This is a genomic window from Streptomyces sp. NBC_00239, from assembly GCF_036194065.1.
In the GTDB taxonomy this organism is placed as follows: Bacteria; Actinomycetota; Actinomycetes; order Streptomycetales; family Streptomycetaceae; genus Streptomyces.
This window is the reverse complement of record NZ_CP108096.1, coordinates 160,349-175,827: the sequence shown is the minus strand read 5'-3', so window position 1 is coordinate 175,827 and position 15,479 is coordinate 160,349. Positions and strand designations below refer to the sequence as shown.

At 69.9% G+C, this 15,479-nt stretch carries 17 protein-coding genes; 2 read left to right on the top strand and 15 right to left on the bottom strand.

Features of this window, described 5'->3' with window-relative positions; translation table 11 throughout:
- Positions 1-48 precede the first annotated feature (48 nt).
- The 4 genes from OG764_RS38675 to OG764_RS38660 form a co-directional block, all read right to left on the bottom strand.
- Positions 49-219 (bottom strand): hypothetical protein, encoded by a 171-nt coding sequence (locus OG764_RS38675; protein ID WP_328973493.1) that lies wholly within the window; start codon positions 217-219, stop codon positions 49-51.
- On the bottom strand, positions 219-389 hold the full coding sequence (locus OG764_RS38670) for a hypothetical protein (protein ID WP_328973492.1): 171 nt from the start codon (positions 387-389) through the stop codon (positions 219-221). Before OG764_RS38670 ends, OG764_RS38675 begins: the two co-directional genes overlap by 1 nt.
- 203 nt (positions 390-592) lie before the next feature.
- Complete coding sequence (locus OG764_RS38665; protein WP_328973491.1) at positions 593-802, bottom strand: hypothetical protein; 210 nt, start codon at positions 800-802, stop codon at positions 593-595.
- Positions 803-956: 154 nt separating this feature from the next.
- The gene (locus OG764_RS38660) at positions 957-1,508 is read right to left on the bottom strand and encodes a hypothetical protein (RefSeq protein ID WP_328973490.1); all 552 of its coding nucleotides are present in this window, start codon (positions 1,506-1,508) and stop codon (positions 957-959) included.
- Positions 1,509-1,807: 299 nt separating this feature from the next.
- Here OG764_RS38660 and OG764_RS38655 point away from each other — a divergent pair, with 299 nt between their 5' ends.
- Together OG764_RS38655 and OG764_RS38650 are read left to right on the top strand one after the other, a co-directional pair.
- Complete coding sequence (locus OG764_RS38655) at positions 1,808-2,173, top strand: hypothetical protein (protein ID WP_328973489.1); 366 nt, start codon at positions 1,808-1,810, stop codon at positions 2,171-2,173.
- A gap of 93 nt (positions 2,174-2,266) precedes the next feature.
- Positions 2,267-3,109, top strand: a complete 843-nt coding sequence (locus OG764_RS38650) for an SGNH/GDSL hydrolase family protein (RefSeq protein WP_328973488.1) — start codon at positions 2,267-2,269, stop codon at positions 3,107-3,109.
- A 291-nt stretch (positions 3,110-3,400) separates the two neighbouring features.
- On the opposite strand, the gene OG764_RS38645 is transcribed toward OG764_RS38650, so the two are convergent.
- The 11 genes from OG764_RS38645 to OG764_RS38595 all read right to left on the bottom strand — a co-directional run bounded on the left by OG764_RS38645 (position 3,401) and on the right by OG764_RS38595 (position 15,404).
- Positions 3,401-4,270 (bottom strand): endonuclease, encoded by an 870-nt coding sequence (locus OG764_RS38645; protein WP_328973487.1) that lies wholly within the window; start codon positions 4,268-4,270, stop codon positions 3,401-3,403.
- Positions 4,271-4,632: 362 nt separating this feature from the next.
- A complete protein-coding gene (locus tag OG764_RS38640) occupies positions 4,633-5,169 on the bottom strand; it encodes an HIT family protein (protein ID WP_328973486.1) in 537 nt (178 codons plus the stop codon).
- Positions 5,166-7,175, bottom strand: a complete 2,010-nt coding sequence (locus tag OG764_RS38635) for an ABC transporter ATP-binding protein (RefSeq protein WP_328973485.1) — start codon at positions 7,173-7,175, stop codon at positions 5,166-5,168. The genes OG764_RS38640 and OG764_RS38635 overlap by 4 nt, the downstream gene beginning before the upstream one ends.
- A 582-nt stretch (positions 7,176-7,757) precedes the next feature.
- Positions 7,758-8,738: a DNA-3-methyladenine glycosylase family protein gene (locus OG764_RS38630; RefSeq protein WP_328973484.1), complete on the bottom strand. Its 981-nt coding sequence runs from the start codon at positions 8,736-8,738 to the stop codon at positions 7,758-7,760.
- A gap of 1 nt (position 8,739) precedes the next feature.
- A complete protein-coding gene (locus tag OG764_RS38625; protein WP_328973483.1) occupies positions 8,740-9,765 on the bottom strand; it encodes a helix-turn-helix transcriptional regulator in 1,026 nt (341 codons plus the stop codon).
- The gene (locus tag OG764_RS38620; RefSeq protein WP_328973482.1) at positions 9,765-10,496 is read right to left on the bottom strand and encodes an SDR family oxidoreductase; all 732 of its coding nucleotides are present in this window, start codon (positions 10,494-10,496) and stop codon (positions 9,765-9,767) included. The genes OG764_RS38625 and OG764_RS38620 overlap by 1 nt, the downstream gene beginning before the upstream one ends.
- Positions 10,493-10,903: a hypothetical protein gene (locus OG764_RS38615; RefSeq protein WP_328973481.1), complete on the bottom strand. Its 411-nt coding sequence runs from the start codon at positions 10,901-10,903 to the stop codon at positions 10,493-10,495. The genes OG764_RS38620 and OG764_RS38615 overlap by 4 nt, the downstream gene beginning before the upstream one ends.
- Before the next feature lie 19 nt (positions 10,904-10,922).
- A complete protein-coding gene (locus OG764_RS38610; protein ID WP_328973480.1) occupies positions 10,923-11,927 on the bottom strand; it encodes an amino acid--tRNA ligase-related protein in 1,005 nt (334 codons plus the stop codon).
- A complete protein-coding gene (locus OG764_RS38605) occupies positions 11,924-12,880 on the bottom strand; it encodes a S66 peptidase family protein (RefSeq protein ID WP_328973479.1) in 957 nt (318 codons plus the stop codon). The genes OG764_RS38610 and OG764_RS38605 overlap by 4 nt, the downstream gene beginning before the upstream one ends.
- Positions 12,881-12,969: 89 nt before the next feature.
- Positions 12,970-14,376 carry a B12-binding domain-containing radical SAM protein gene (locus tag OG764_RS38600; protein ID WP_328973478.1) on the bottom strand — a complete coding sequence of 469 codons (1,407 nt, stop codon included), beginning with the start codon at positions 14,374-14,376 and terminating at the stop codon, positions 12,970-12,972.
- Complete coding sequence (locus tag OG764_RS38595; RefSeq protein WP_328973477.1) at positions 14,373-15,404, bottom strand: radical SAM protein; 1,032 nt, start codon at positions 15,402-15,404, stop codon at positions 14,373-14,375. The genes OG764_RS38600 and OG764_RS38595 overlap by 4 nt, the downstream gene beginning before the upstream one ends.
- Positions 15,405-15,479 lie beyond the last annotated feature (75 nt).

Below are 15,479 nucleotides of genomic sequence, written 5' to 3'. Positions count from 1 at the left end.
CGGGACGGCGGAGGTGCGCCCGTCAAAGGGATATGGACCGGGAGCAGGTCAGAAGCTGCCGGGGGGTGCGTCCTTGGGGCGCTCTTCCAGGCGGCTGCAGGTCAGCTGGTCATTCAGGCGCTGCTGCCCGGCCTGGTGCTCCGGCGTGAAGCCCTTCGGGGTCGAACTTCCGCTGCTGGAGGAGCGGTTGTCGCTTTCGCTGCTGCGGCGGAAGGCCATCAGGCGCCTCCGATCGTGGAGTTGGTGCCGGAGGCCGGCGTGCTGTGCGGTCCGCCGGGGACGCGGCGGAGGAGGGCGACGGCCGTGCGGGCCTGCTCGGCGCCGCACGCGGCGCTCTTGCTTCGTTGGATGCGGCGCTCGAAATCGCGGCCGCGGGTACGGTTGGCCATGCTGCTGAGCTCCTACCGGTTCGTGGTGTGTGGCTCTGCTGGCGAGGCCCTGGCCGGGTGCTGAAGACACCGGGCCGGGGCCGTTTCAGTGACGGGACGCCTCGGCGTCCGGGACAGATTCGCCTCCCGGCCCAGGGGCCGGGCCCGCGCGGCGTCCATGACGTCGCTGTCCGAGGGCGGCGGCACCAAGGGGCCGCCGAAGATCAGTTGCTGTGACGGTGCTCGGCGTCGGCAAGGCCCGCGAGCAGCACGGCCTCAAGTGCGGCGACGTCCGCGGCCAGGAGGGTGCGGGCGTAGTCGGTGTCCGCACGGTCAGGCCCGGCGCTCATGGTCGGGAGGTTCTCGTTCGACGCCAGAAGCTGACGGACGAGGTCCGAGCGGCGCTCGGCCAGGATCTGAATGTCCTTGGGCACGTGGCTCTCCTTGAATGTGCGTATGAGGGTTCGTGGATCGGCGGCCCGGTGCTCTTCCGTCCGGCGGGGTGGTGGCGGTGCCGGGCAGCTGGTGCCGTGACCGGCGCACCCATGCGGGGTGCAGGGCGGCGCCGGCACGGCAGCGGGGGAGGGGTCAGCAGGCGATGCGGCTGGGCGCCGAGGAAGCGGCGATCTTCACGTAGCCGATGTACGCGCCCCAGCCGTTGTGTCCGCTGGTGATCTGCTCGACCTTGACCAGATTGGGGTCGCTGGGGTGGCAGGCGATGATCCGCGCACGGTCGCCTTCGCCCATGAGGCCCTTGACCGACCCTCCGGCGTTGCGGATGAAGAGGCCGCCGGTGCCCGGGGCAGGCTCCAGCGTGCCCGAGGGCGAGGCCGACCCGTTGTTCGCCGTGCCGGGCTGGCCGGAGGAAGCGGCCCTGTCGCGGGTGCCGGCGTTCGGGGCGTCGGCGGACGTGGAGTCGTGGCCCGGCTTGGGACCGTCGCCGCGCTTGATGACGTCCGGGTACTCCGTGATGGTGGCCGTTTCCGTCCTGCCGGTCACCGGGTTGAAGCGTTCCTCGGTGTACGTGCGGAGGGGCTTGTCCGGATCCGGGGTGTCGGCCTGCGCGGTGGTCGAGAGCAGTCCGAGCATCCCGACGGCTGCGACAGCCGCGACGGTCGCGCGCTTGTTGGTGCTGTTCATCGGTGGAGCTCCTCGGTTCGTGAGGTGATCGGGCTCGTCGGCGGCCGGCGCTGAAGACGCCGACCCCGGCGGAGGCGGGAGAGGGGGATCCCCCTCTCACCTCGTGTGGTGCTGTGCGCTGCCTTGACGGAGCCAAGGGCATGGCGAACTCCGCCTGGTTGAGGCGGAGGTGGAGCCATCGGGGCTTTCGCTCCGACGAGAACGACCGTAGCGCAAAACCTTGAAGTTCGGGAAGTTATGGAAGTTCGGGAAGTCTGTGGCTGTCCGTGAAGTCCTGGCAGTCCGTACACTTTCGGCCCATGGAGACGACCAGCAGCAGCGCCGACGACACCCGGTCCGGATGGAGCCCAGTCCTGACCCGGGTGCGCCTGAAAGGGGGCCACCACGTGGTCACTCGGCACGGGCACCCGGCCGCTGTGCTGGTGCCGGCCGCCTGGCACGCAGAGGCCGGCGGAGCCGTGACGGACACGATCACCGCGCAGGACGCCGTCCGCGGACTAGCCGAGCTCCTCGACCGCGCTCACGCAGGGGAGCACGTGGCGGTGACCTACCGGGGCAGAGCAGCCGCAGTAGCGGTCCCGCCCGAGTGGCACGCCCACGTCAGCAGCGAGAACCCGATTGGTGGAGACGGTGCCGCATCAGCGGAAGTCGCGGAGCCAAAGTGACCTGGGTGCATTCATGGGATTGACGAGCTTGCGGAGTCCTCGCAGGCCGACACCCAAAGACGAGTACGGAGCGATGGCCATGCGAGCACTCCGGTGACTCCGGGAACGTACCGTCAGGGCGACGTCCCGGCAGGGCGCCGCCTTGCTCAGCGGCGAGACACCGGCGTTCCGGCGACATCCATCCGCGACTTCGACGGTGATCCAGGGCCGTGCGAGGCCCCCCGAACCCTGACCGTCGGCTTCTTCGGCACCTCGATCATGGAGCACCTGGAAGCCGTCAACGCGCAGATGACCACCCAGGCGAACTTGCCCGAGGTCGGCTCCCGGGTCACTGTCGAAAGCTGGGCCCGGCGAGGCTGGGTCCACCGGCTGACCCTGTCTCTGCGCGCTGCTTGGCCGCACATTGCCTTCGACGTCCATAACCACGGTAAGGGCGGCGCCACGAGCCGCGACGTCGCCGGCATTGTCGAAGCCGACCGGGCAACCAACGGCACCGAATACGACCTCGTGTTCCTCGGATGCGGCATCAACGACGTCTGGCGCTGCTTCCAGGGCCGGACCTCCGAGGCCGTCGACCTTGAGGAGTACACCCAGCACCTGACCCGCATGCTCGACCAGCTACGTGGATACGCCCGCCGGATCGTCGTCGTCTCCGAAACCCCCTTCGGGCCGATCGAGGACCCTGCCACCGTCACCTCGATGAACACGGAACTCGCCCGCTACAACGAAGCCGCCGCCCAGGCCGCAGCCGCGCTCGACGCGCAGTATCTGGACATGTGGAACCCGTTCACCGCCGTCGCCCAGCACATGACCGGCCCCTCGGGCACCCTGTGGAGCGACGGAGTACACCTGACCGAACTCGGCGACACCGTCCTGCTCCAGCAGACAGAGCACTTCCTCGCTGAACACTGCATTGTTGAGAAGCTCCTGGGCTGACCGAGTGCGGGCCTGGACGCAGCGACGTCCATCCTGCACGCGATGCCCGGACACCGTAGAGGTCGGCGATGCCCTCGTGCCGGGCGCGCGACGCAGGGCAGTCAGATGACAGCCAACAGATGTCGGTGGTCGAGTGGATGAGCAGGGCAGAGGCCATGGTGCGCCAGGCTGCGAGGCCGCGGGCGAGGTCGGGATGAACGTGCGTGGTGCACTGGCCCTTGCCGCGCAAGGGCACGGGGCTCGGGTGAGGTTGGCGAAACGCCGACGTTCGGGCGCTGCGGCGCCCGGTGGTCAGCCGGAGCTCGTAGCTGGGGCTTCGCCGTGTCCGCCTGGGGTGGACGGCAGCCCCAGGCGGAGCGTCATGACCGCGTGGTCGGTCAGCCCCGCTTTGCGGGCTTCCTGGTGGTAGTCGCAGGCGAGGACGCGGTCGGCGTGGGGTGTGGAGACGAAGAGGTGGTCGAAGCGGAAGCCGTTGCCGGTGAGCGCGAACCAGGAGTGGACAACCTCGTCGGGGTGGAGATGCCGGTAGACGTCGGTGAGAGCAGCGGCCTGGAAGGAGTCGTAGAAGGTGTACTCCCAGTCGCCGAACACCTTGTGCGGGGGCTGGTGCCCGCGCTCGATGACGTTGAGGTCCCCGGCCACGATGACGGGCATGTCCGGGAAGGTGGCGTGCAACCGCGGCAGGCCCTCGGTGACCGCCTCCTGGAAGGCGCGCTTGGCGACGTTGCGCTGGTCTTTCGGACCGCGGGAGGGTACGTACAGGCCCAGCACTCCGATGTCGTGGCCGCCGACGGTGACGCGGGCCGCCGGGGCCCGATGGGGAGTGACGCTGACCGGGCTGGGGACCGGCCGGACATCGCTGGTACGGCAGGCGATGACCGTGCGGTAGTCGGGCGTGGACGGCTGAGGGGCGACCAGAGCGGCGTACCCGCGCTCGGTGAGCGCGGCGACGAGGGCGTCGCCGCCCTGGGTGGAGGACACCTCGGTGAGGACTGCGATATCGGCGTCCTCCTGACTGGCGATCCATTCGGCCTGGCGACGCGAGCGCTCCGGAGAGGCGTGTTGGGCGTTGAACAGGAGCAGCCGCACGGCGTCGGTGGCCGGCTGGTGGGCGGGTTCGTCGGTGGCAAGCAGGGACAGCTGCTCCGTGGCGGCGTTCATCGGCCGGCTTCCTTCTCGCCTTTCAGCATCAAGTTCAGGGAGGAAAGGTCGCCGTGAACGATCTGCACGGCGAGGGTCGGCGGGAGCGCCTTGAGCATGGAAGCCGCAGCGGGGAGCCCCTCCATCCGCTCCCGAGCGGCGTCCCTCGCCCACACCTCGAAGGGGCAGCTCGAGGGCGCGCCGCTCGGCCGCCAGATCAGCGCTCGCCGGATAGGCCTTCACGAACCATCGCCGGCCGTCGGTGTCCCGGGCCACGTAGTTGCAGGTGGCGGTCCCTGACGGCCCCGCGGAGACGTCGGTCGGGATGATGCGGTAGTACAGCGCCAGGACTCCCGCCACCACCATCACGGCGGATTCCGCGCTCATCGTGACACCACCGAGGACCCAGTGCGGCCCAGCAGCTCGCGCAGGCGCCGGGCGTCGGTCTGCAACTGCTCCTCGTCCTGACGGCCGTGATCGAGGACGTCGAAGGGGAGCGGCCCGCCGGGCGCCGGATCCTGGTCGGCGGAGCGCCGGGGAGTGATGTGGAAATGGGCATGTGGCACGGCGTTACCGAGGAGCTGGTAGTTGAGCTTCAGCGGGCGGTAGTACTGCTCCACCGCGCGACCGGCGGCCAGCGCCTCGTTCCAGAAACCCGCGGCCTCAGCGGAGGTCATCGCGGTCGGCTCGGCGACGTGCCGCGCGGTGAAGATCACCACCACATAGCCGCGGACCTGACCGCTGCGCCACAGATAGGCGTTGGCGAACGGGCCCTTGTTGATCAGCAGGCCCCACCCGATGTCCTCGGCGGTGAAGTCGTTGGTGCAGATCGGGCAGCCGGTCCCGGCCAGGTGGTCCTCGAAGTGCTCCGGCCATTCAGTGCGCGGGGCGGGCGCGATCCGCCTGTCGGCGGCGCTCATCCGCTGTCCCCGTTCTTGCTCGGAGCCTCGGCCTGGTAGGCGGCGGCCTGGAGGGTGAACATCTGGTAGTACTCACCGCGTTGAGCCATCAGCGAAGCGTGATCACCGTTTTCGATGATCTGGCCGTCCTGGAACACGAAGATCCGATCGCACTCGATCACGCTGGCCAGCCGATGGGAGATCAGGATCGTGATGCGGTCCGCGCGACGGCGGCCGCGCAGCACAGCGGTGTAGGCGGCGTGCTCGGCACGCGGGTCCATGCTGGCGGTCGGCTCGTCGAGCAGGAGGACCGCGGCGTCCTTGTAGAGACCGCGGGCCACGGCGAACTTCGCCCAGTTCCCGCCGGAGAGCTCTTCGCCGTCCTTGAACCGCTTCGAGAGCGGGGTCGTCCACTGCTGGCGCAGCCCGGCGATGACCCGGTCGGCGCCGGACGCCGTCGCGGCCTCGTGTGCCCGCTTCGGATCGGCCTGCGTGATCGTCCCGGTGGAGATGGTGATGTTCGCGAGGGCCGAGAGCGGCCACTCCACCGGGTCCTGGAGGACCATGGCTACCTGGGCCTGCACGCTTTCGGCGTCCATCGTCAGTACGTCGGTGCCGTCCCAGGCGATGCTGCCGGCCGTCGGCTCGTACAACCCGGCGATCAGCTTGGACATCGTGGACTTGCCCGAGCCGTTCGCCCCCACGAACGCGACGGTGGAACCTGCGGCCAGTTCCAGGGACACGCCGTTGAGCGCGGGCTTCTTCCCGTCGGGGTAGGTGTAGGCGACGTTCTCGATGCTGATCGTCTTGACCTGGCCGGGTGCGGCGAGCCCGGTGCGGCGTGGGAGCAACGTGCGGCACTTCTCCAGGAAGGTGTACAGGTCCGACACCCACAGGGCGTGCTCGTACACGTAGTGCGTCGCGAGGACGATCCGGGTCAGGGTGCCCTGGCTGGCCCGGATTGCCAGAACGGCGCCGCCGCCGGAGGCCAGCGGCAGCCAGCCCACGATCGTCATCCAGGCGAGCGCGGCGTAGGTCAGGCCGGTGGCCACACCGCCGACTGCTCGGCCGAACAGTGCCGTGCGGGCCTCGGCCCGCCCCAGCCGGGTGTCCTCCTCCTCGATCCGCCGGGCGATGCGCTCGTGCTCGCCCAGCAGCGCTGGCTGCGCGGTCGAGGAGCGCAACTCCGCGGCGGCGTCCCGGTCCAGCAGCAGCCAGGTGAACAGCCGCACGCGCCGCTGGAGGGTGCTGTAGCGGACCTGGCTGAGGAACCGCATGCGTGCGGAGCGCACCGAGGCGAGCCCCTGGGGAATCACCGAGGCGAGAAGTAGTGGCAGAAGAAGGGGGTGGAGCAGGGTCAAAACGGAGGCGGCACCGATGAGTCCCAGGAGCGCGGACGCGAGTTCCATGATCTGGGTGATGGACTGGCGCGCGTAGTAGAGCCCCCGGTCGTTGGCGCGGTTGGAGTCATCCGCCCAGTTCGCGTCGTCGACGGCCTCAAGCCGTACGTGGGCCGCCAGGCGAAGGAAATCCATCTCGACGATGCGGCGGATCTTCGGTGTCAGCCGGGCCTGATACAAGGCGACCCCGGCATCGAGCACGGCCCGGAACATCAGCAGCCCGGCCACCAGAGCCAGGGACGGGAACGCTGCGCGGATCCGGTCTGGTGTGGCGCCCTGGGCGAAGAGGGCCTGCAGGACGCCGATCGAGGCCAGGAGCCCGAACGCCGCCATCGCCGCCGAACCCAGCTGCAGGACGATCACGGCCCAGGTGGCCCGTGCGTCGGCGCGCCACGCCATCTCCAGCACACGGCGGATGATCGCGGGGAGCGTGGCGAAGATCTTCCACATGCTGGTGCGGGAGGCCTCACCGTCCCAGGTCGCCCAGTAGGCATCGGTGAGTTCGTCGCCAAGCTCCGCACCTTCGGGCGAGGGCGGGGCAGATGCCGGAGGGAGCGGCAGGGGCTCGGTACGTGCGTGCGGTACGGATCGGGCGCTCGGGGCGGCCGGGCGCAGCGGATCGGTCATGACCGGCTCCCGGAGACGGCGGTCCGCGCTGCCGGGACAGGCCGGCCAGCGGGCAGAATCCTGGAAGATGCCGCCCGGCAGCCACCGTCGTGGGTGGGGGGCAACAGCGACGAGGGGGCGTGGCGGCGCGCCTGCGTCCCGCGGCGGCTGGCCGCTGCATGGGTGGGCTCGCTCATGCTGTCCACCTCGTATCCGGTCGTGCTGAGCGGTGGGCGACGGCGTCAACCCGCTGTGAGTGGCTGGCGAGAGGAGTAGTCGAGGGCCGCCGCTGTTCGAATCCGAGAGGCCGATGCGCAAGGGCGAGTACGGGGTTCATGAAGTCCTCCATCTGGGGGCGTGAGGGGTACTGGTGCTCTAAGAACGCCCCCGTGGGGGGTCCGTAACGGCTTGGCCGGGAGCAGATCGTGAACGAACGTTCTATTGGTCGGTGGTGGGCGTCAGGGCCGCGCCCGGGGGTGGCGGAGATGCACTCGAACGCGGCGTGTCACCCGTTCGTGGACTTGTCCTCGTGGCCGTGGACGCATGGCTGTGACGGCAGCGTCGGCCGGGGCGCTGCCGGGTCGGTGGTGGGGTCGGGTCAGGTCAGGGGACGGGGTGTTCCAGAGCCTCGTTCCAGGCGTCGATGCCGTCCGGGTCGAGGAGTGGTGCGACGGGGGCGTTGAGGTACTCGTGCTCGACGAAGTACAGGCCGGCGGTTCCGGCGTGGCCGGGGAAGAGCTTGTTCAGGCGGCGGGTGACGGCTTCCGGTGCGGCGTCTTCGGCGTCGAGGAGCCGACGGGCGAGGATCTTGCGGTTCCACACGTCCAGGCCGAAGGAGTTGGTGTTCCGGGACGCGTGGGAGGCCATGATCGCGGCGGTGTAGGGGCCGACGCCCTTGATCTGCTGGAAGGTCTGCACGAGGTCGCCGGCGCTCTGGAGTTCCTCGGTGGTGTGATCACTGAAGAAGGCGGCGAAGTCGGGCAGGGTCTTGGCGCGGTAGCCGAGGCGGTCCTGCTCCTTGAAGGTCTCGGCGGAGACGTGCGCCAGTTCCTCGGGCGTGAACCAGGCCCGGAGCGTGATGCCGTCGAAGTGGACGAGCTGGCCGTGGTGGGTGAGGAGGTTGCGGGTCATCTGGGTGGTGCGGGCGATGGTGACGTTCTGCAGGAGCAGGGCGACCACCGCGATCTCGAAGTGGTCTTCGGGGCAGCTCTGCCGCATGCCGGACAGCGCTTCGAGTGGCTCGCGGATCTGCGGTACGGCGGAGGCGAGTTCGGTGAACTGGCTGAGGTCCTCGTCCAGGCCGTAGGAGGCGGTCAGTCGGCGTGCCAGGTGCTCGCGGTGAGCGGGCTTGTAGTCGCCGTCGGTGTAGATGTCGGCGATGACGAGCCGGTCTTCGGCGTGCAGGCGTACGCCGGTGACGAGGTCGCCGGCCCGGAAGGTCCGCCAGGAGCGGGTGGCGGTGTGCGCCTCGAGCCCGGTGGCGTAATGGGACGGCTTCCAGAAGGTGTGGAGGAAGTCGAAGGGGCCGTCTCCGGTGACGGGCAGTTTGAGGGTGTCGGCGTGGTCGAGGTGGCGGGGAGTCACGTCATGCTCCTGGGTGGCGGCCGTGGGTGGATCTCAGGCGGGAGTCGTCGTCGGGCAGTCCGTCCGGCGGTGCCGGGCCCGGGGCCGCGGCGGTGTCGTAGACGGCCAGGGTGCGGCGCAGCTGGCCGGCTATCGCCGTGCGCAGCTCTTCCGGTTCGGTGACGATGACGTCCGGGCCGTAGCTGCTGACCAGGGGAATCAGCCACTCCCACCGGTCCACGAACAGCACGATCGTCAGGGACCCGTCGTCGTGTTCGTGGACCTGGGAGGTGGACTTCAGGCTCAGGCGCAGCATCTCGTCGCGTGCCGCGGCCGTGACGTTCAGGGCGACGCGTACCTCGCCCTTGCCGTAGTCCTCCATGGCCTGGGCCCACCAGTCGCGGACGGAGAAGGACTCGGGGTAGGCGAAGGTCAGGTCGGTGGGCACCAGCCGGTCGACCAGGTTGAGGCGGTACCGGGCGGGGCCGCCGGTGGCGCGGGCGGCGACCATGTGCCACTCGCCTGCCTTCCACACCACGCCGTAGGGCTTGAGGAGAGCGGTCTCCTGGCTGCCGGTCTTCGTGCGCCAGGTGGCTTCGACGGCGGTCGCGGCGAGCATGGCGGTGCGCAGGATCGGAAGGTGCCCGGAGCCTTCATCGCGCCAGTACCAGTCGGCGGTGTCGAAGTGGATGCGCCGGGCCAGGCGCCGGATGACCTCTTGGACGGTGTCGCTGATGCCGACCGCGCGGGCGCGGTCTTCGGTGGCGGCGGCGTCGGGGTCGAGGAATCCCAGGACGTACAGCCGCAGGGCGTGGTCGGAGTCGATGGTCAGCGGGTCGAGGGCGGTGTCGGGGGAGAGCCGGTATCCGCCGACCTTCCCGGGCTGGGCCTGGATGGGGATGCCGTGAGCGGTGAGGGTGGTGATGTCGCGGTAGATGGTGCGTTCGGTGACGCCGAAGCGGTCGGCCAGCTCGCTGGCGGGCACGTTGGTGCGGCTGCGGAGCATGTGCACGATGCCCAGCTGCCGGGCGCGGACGGCGTCGACCATCAGAGTGCCGCCCCCAGCGGATAGACCTGGCCGGTGGCGTACGACCAATGCTCAGCGGTAGCCAGGTCGATGCAGGTGGCGGCGACCTCGTCCAGGGACAGGGGGCGCCCCCAAGGCAGTTGCTCGTAGTAGGCGCCGGGGTCGGTGACGCCTTTGAGGGCCATGATCTGCTGGGCGAGGGGCGAGTCGATGAGCGACGGTGCGAGGAGATTGACCCGGACGCCGTGGTGCAGCTCCTCCTTGGCCAAGGTGATGACGAGGGAGGCGAGGGCAGCCTTCGCCGCGGTGTACGGGCCGTTGCCGGGACGGGCCGCCTGTCCTGCGTCGGAGCCGACCGCCAGAACGCGGGCGCCATCGTGCCGGGCCCGGTCGGCGAGGGCGTGCCAGGTGCGGACGAAGCTGACGACGTTGGCCTGGTGGACCGACTCGTACTCGCTGACGTCGCTGTCCGCGACGGTCCGCTTGGTCGAGGGGGCACCGATGCAGGCGAACACCGCGCGCAGCCGGCCGGGGCAGGAGTCGACAGCATGCCGTAAGGCGGCGGTCGCGGCGTCGTCGGAGGCGTCGAACCGTACCCAGGAGGAGTCCTCGTCCTGGGGCGGGCGGGTGCGGTAGGTGGCCACGACCTGCCAGCCCGCTGTGATCAGGCGGTTGCGGATCGCGGCGCCGAGGGCCCCGCTGGCGCCGGTCACGACGGCCAGCGGGGCGACAGCGGACGGGGGTGCGGTCACCGGGCGTCGGCCTCCGGCTGGGCGGGGGCGTCGGGGTGGTCGGTGTCCCACATCTCGGCGAAGCGCATCTGGTCGACGGGGATGTCGAACAGGGCGCCGACGGTCCGGGCGTGGGCGATGGCGTCCTCGTTGTCGCGGGGGATGTCGACGACGGTGCGCGGGAAGGCCACGAGCATCCGTGTCTCGTCGATGAGGTGGGCGTAGTACAGCCGGGACTTCAGTGCGGCCGACAGAGCCAGCGCCAGGGCTGCCGTCCGCTCGGCCGGCACGGTCAGCTCGATGATCTCGATGGGGGTGCGCTCGTCGAGCAGGTGCGGGTAGCGGCGGTCCTCCATGCCGGAGAACGCGGAGGGGAGTTCACCGTCGGTGAGGCTTTCCGTGATGACGACGGCGCGCATGCTGGTCACGCGGAACGGGTCCTCTCGGTCAGTGGTAGGGGAAGGTCAGGGCTTCGAACACGGTCCGGCCGGTGCACAGCGCCAGCAGCCGTTCGACGCCCAGGCCGAACGTGAACACGTCGGCGGGGTCGCAGTCGATGTCGGTGAAGAAGTCAACCGGCCCCTGGTCCGCGGGGATGCCGTGGAGCTGTGTGCGCAGGGTGATGTTCGCCTCGACCATCGGCCGGTAGTCGTCGGCGGTGCGCAGTTTTACGCCGCCGTCGCAGATCTCGGTGCCGGCCGCTATCAGGGAGAACCGCTCTGCGCGGCCACTCGCTTCGTTGATGCGGGAGTTGTGCCGCAGCTCCCAGGGGAATCCGTACAGCACGGTGGGCTGGGTGACGGGCTTCTCCACGGCGTGCTTGACGAAGTCCTCCATCACCGCCCAGTCGGTGCCGTCCGCCTCCAGGCCGCGGTCCTTGAGCCAGCCTCGGGCGGCGGCGACCAGTTCCGCACCGGTCGGAGCCTCGGTGACGCCGAGCGCTTCGGCGATCGCGTCGTCGACGGTCCGCGTGCGGATGGTGGTGAAGTCGACCGCGGGGGTGGCCAGAGTGGCGAACGTGGTCTGCACCGTGTGCTGTACAAGGCTGGTGACCAGGCTGATTCCGGTCTGGAGGTCGATGTCGCGGGCGGCGGTCTGCAGCATGGTGAACTCGATCGCGTGGCTGTCGTCGGCCTGCTCGGCGCGGATCGCCTTGGACAGGTCGAAGACGCGGTCGATGCTGACGACGACGCGTCGCAGGTGTTCCTCGGCGGAGTGCCGGAGGTGGAAGGACTGCCCGGTCAGCGGGTGGCGCGTGGCGAACTGCGGGATCGGGGCGCTCTCGCGGTCCTGGCACAGCACGGGGGTGGCGACCTCCGTGTAGCCGGTCTCGTGCAGCCAGCCGCGCATGGCGCGCACCATGTCGGCCTTGGCCAGCAGCAGGGTCCGCTCGGCGGGGTGCTGCTTGAGGAGAGTGCCGTACAGGCGCCGGTCGGCGGGGGCGATGGTCACCGGTCTCCTCCTTCGGACGGGGTGGTCCAGGGTGAGGTGAAGGTGAGGGGGTGCTCGGCGGTGGAGTCGAGCAGGACCTCGGCGCCGATGGGCAGGGTGTGCTTGAGGGGGGTGTGTCCGAACGGCAGGCCGATGGCGATGGGGAAGTCGTACTCGGCGCACAGGTCCATAACCATCTGCTGGGCGCCCGTCCCGCCGGAGGGCTCACAGCCGAGGAGTTCGCCGACGACCATGCCGGAGATCTGGTCCAGGACGCCGCAGTCCCGGAAGTGGGTCAGGGTCTGGTCCAGATGCTCGATCGGTTTGAACGCGTCCTCCCAGGCGAGGACCGCACCCTGCCACTGGGGTTCCCACACGGTGCCGAGCAGGCAGCGCAGGGAGGACAGGCATCCGGCGATCAGAGGCCCTTGCGCGGATCCGGTGCGGGCCCACCCCAGCGGGGCGTCGATCCGGGCGGCGTGCGCCTCGCCGGCGAGCACGGCCGCGAAGTGATCGCCGGTCGCTGCGGGGGCGTCGTCGGAGCCGAAGTCCCACAGGACAGCGGGCCCGTGGAAGGTCGGCATGCCGGTCCGGGCGGTGATCGCGTTCAGCAGCACCGTCGGGTCGCTCACCCCTACGATCGGCTTCGGGTGGGCGCCGATCAGCGCGTAGTCCAGGCCGCGCAGGAGCCGGTTGGCGGTCTTGCCACCCCCGGCGCACACCACGGCCGCGATGTCGGGGTCGGCGATGAAGGAGTGGAAGTCGTCCAGGAGAGTGGTCTCGCTGCCGGCCCGGTAGCCGTGGGTGTCCAGCGCGTGGGCGGCGGTGACCGGCTCGAACCCGCGGCCGCGCAGAGCGATAAGCCCGCGTTCGAACTGGTCGGGGCTCTGGGCCGGTTCGGGCGCGGACACGGTGACGATGCCGATGCGGTCGCCCTTGGTGAGCGGGGCGGGCAGAACACGTGCGGTACTCAAGCGAGGTCTCCTCTGGCTGGGGCCGGCCGCCGTGCACCGGATCGCCCGAGGGGTGATGATTCCGGTGCACAGCGTGACGGTAAGGGGTGTCAGCGGGCGGGGGCCAGCCGCATCTGGGTCGCCTCTCGGGCTCGGGCCGCGGTGGCGTCGGTCGTCCAGGGAGTCAGGGAGGTGTAGTAGTCGAAGCCCGACCACTCCTCCAGCGAGGCGGGCGGGACGAAGCCGGCTTCCAGGGCTTGCTCCCACAGCGGGGTGCCCGGGTACGGGGCGAACAGGTGCACCCGCGTCTCGGGCTGCGGGTCGAGCTGCCGCAGCTCCTCGATCAGGGAGTAGGTGTCCTCCATCTCCGCGTCGCTCTCGCCGGGGAACCCGACGATGAACGTGTAGGAGCCGAGGATGCCGTGAGCGGCGATGTCCGCCGCGACTTCGAGAATGCTCGCGCGGGTGATCTCCTTGCGGACCACGTCGGCCAGCACGCGGTCGTTGCCCGACTCCACGCCCATCAGCAGCCGCGAGCAGCCGCTCTCCGCGATCCGCTCCAACAGAGGCAGCTTGGCGCGGCGGGCTTTGAGGATGTCGTTGGGGTTGATGCTGGCCGCCCACCGGATGTCCACGCCGCGATCGAGCAGCCCGTCGCAGAAGCCGATGGACCGGCGCAGGTTCACGAACCAGTCCGCGTCGTAGAACTTCACCCCGTTGATGCCGTACGCGGCCTTGAGCGCGACCACGTCGTCCAGGAGGTCCTGGGCGGCCATCGCCGAGTACTTACGCTGGTAGGTGAGTTCGAAGCAGAACTGGCACTTGTAGACGCAGCCCTGGCTGGACACGTAGTTCAGTGTGCGGGTGGCCACCGTGGGGTCATCACGGATGTACTTCGCGACGTCCAGGAGTGTCCAGGGGTAGGCGCCCAGGTTCCCGGTCCGCGGCGGGTTCACCCTCCCGCACATCACGCACTCGCCGTTGTCGATCCGCAGGCCCGGGACCAGCCGGCGCGGCACGCGGCCGAGGAGCGACTTCACGTACTCGAGCATCGAGTTCTGCCCAGGGCCCTGAAGGACAGCGTCGACGAGCGGGTGCGCGGCGGTCTGCTCGGGCTGCACGTTGACGTGCGGCCCGCCGAAAACGACCGGCGGGCAGAAGGGGCGCTTCTTCGCGGCCCGCACCATCTCCAGGCCGTGCCCGATCTGCCCGCCGCCGGTCATGATGCTGACCCCGATGCACACCGTCCGCCCGAGGTGCTCGTCCAGCAGCCGCTCCCACGCCGCGGCGTCCTTCTGGTTGCCGTCGAACAGGACCACGTTCACCAGGCCGCTCTCCATGAGTGGCTTGGCGATGGTCAACAGCGAGAACGGCATCCAGAAGTAGACGTAGTCCTTCTCGTGGTCGATCTTCGGATAGACCAGGATGACCGTCGGCAGACCCTCCCGCGCTTCGGAGGCCGGGGGCGACGGGACGGTCGTCAGCCCGGAGGGCAGGCCCATGAACACGCCGCTCACCGGTGCGCCTCCAGCAGGTCCTGCGGAGTGGCGTCGCCGGGCCGGAAGTAGGCGTCGGCGTACATCTCGAACGCAGCTTCCACCTGGGCGGCCAGCGCCTCCTGGTCGTCCTTCTCCAGCAGCGGGACGAGGTCGACGAGAACGTCCTCGCGCAGGAGGCAGAACTGCAGCCGGGCATCGGCGGTCAGGCGCAGCGCCATCAGCGCGTCGTGGCACGGGAAGAGCGGACAGCCGCGGCACACCGATCCGTACCAGGCGCCAGCGGTGGAGTCCTTGAGGACCACCTTGGTGCCCGAGGGCATGGTGAACACCGTCATGGGGTGGCCGAGGCCGCCCTGCTGCACCGTCTCCTCGTCGATGGCCCGCACGCGGAGGTCGCCCGCGAGCTCCTCCATGGAGACGTAGAGGTCGGGAAGGTTCCGGCTGCGCTTGATCTCCAGGCGCCGGGCGAAGCTCTCGCTGCCCTCGCCGAGGTCCTTGATGATGTCGAGGAGCTTGACGCTCTCGACCCCGGCCTCTTCGCACCACGCGATCAGCGGGTCGATCTCCGCGGCGTTGATCCCGTCCATGACCACGACGTTGACTTTCACGGGTACGCCGGTGGCCACGCACGCCTCGATCGCGGCCAGCACCTCGGCGTGGTCGTTCACGCCGCAGATCTCGTGATGCAGTCCCGCGTCCAGGGTGTCCAGGGAGACGTTGAACAGGGTCACCCCGGCCTCAGCGAGCGCAGGCGCGAGCTCGCCGATCCTCGGGTGCCGCGAGATCACCTCGACCTCGCTCATGTCGGCATCCTGGCGCAGCCGGCGCACGACCTCGACGAGCGGCCCGTACAGCGCCGGGTCCCCGCCGGTCAGCTTGATGCTCTCCACCCCCTGAGCCCGGACGGCCTTCGCGACGGCGATCAGCCGTTCGGGCGCCAGGTCGGTGCCGGACTCGGTGGCCACGGCCTCCCCCGACGGCCGGCAGTAGTAGCAGCTCCGCTTGCAGCGGGAGTTCACCGTTACCCGGACTTGCGGTTTCCGCATGTCACCACTCCCTCGCACATCGCTGACATTCACGCTCACAGCCTCGTGGTCCCTTCCCCTGGCCAGCAACAACGT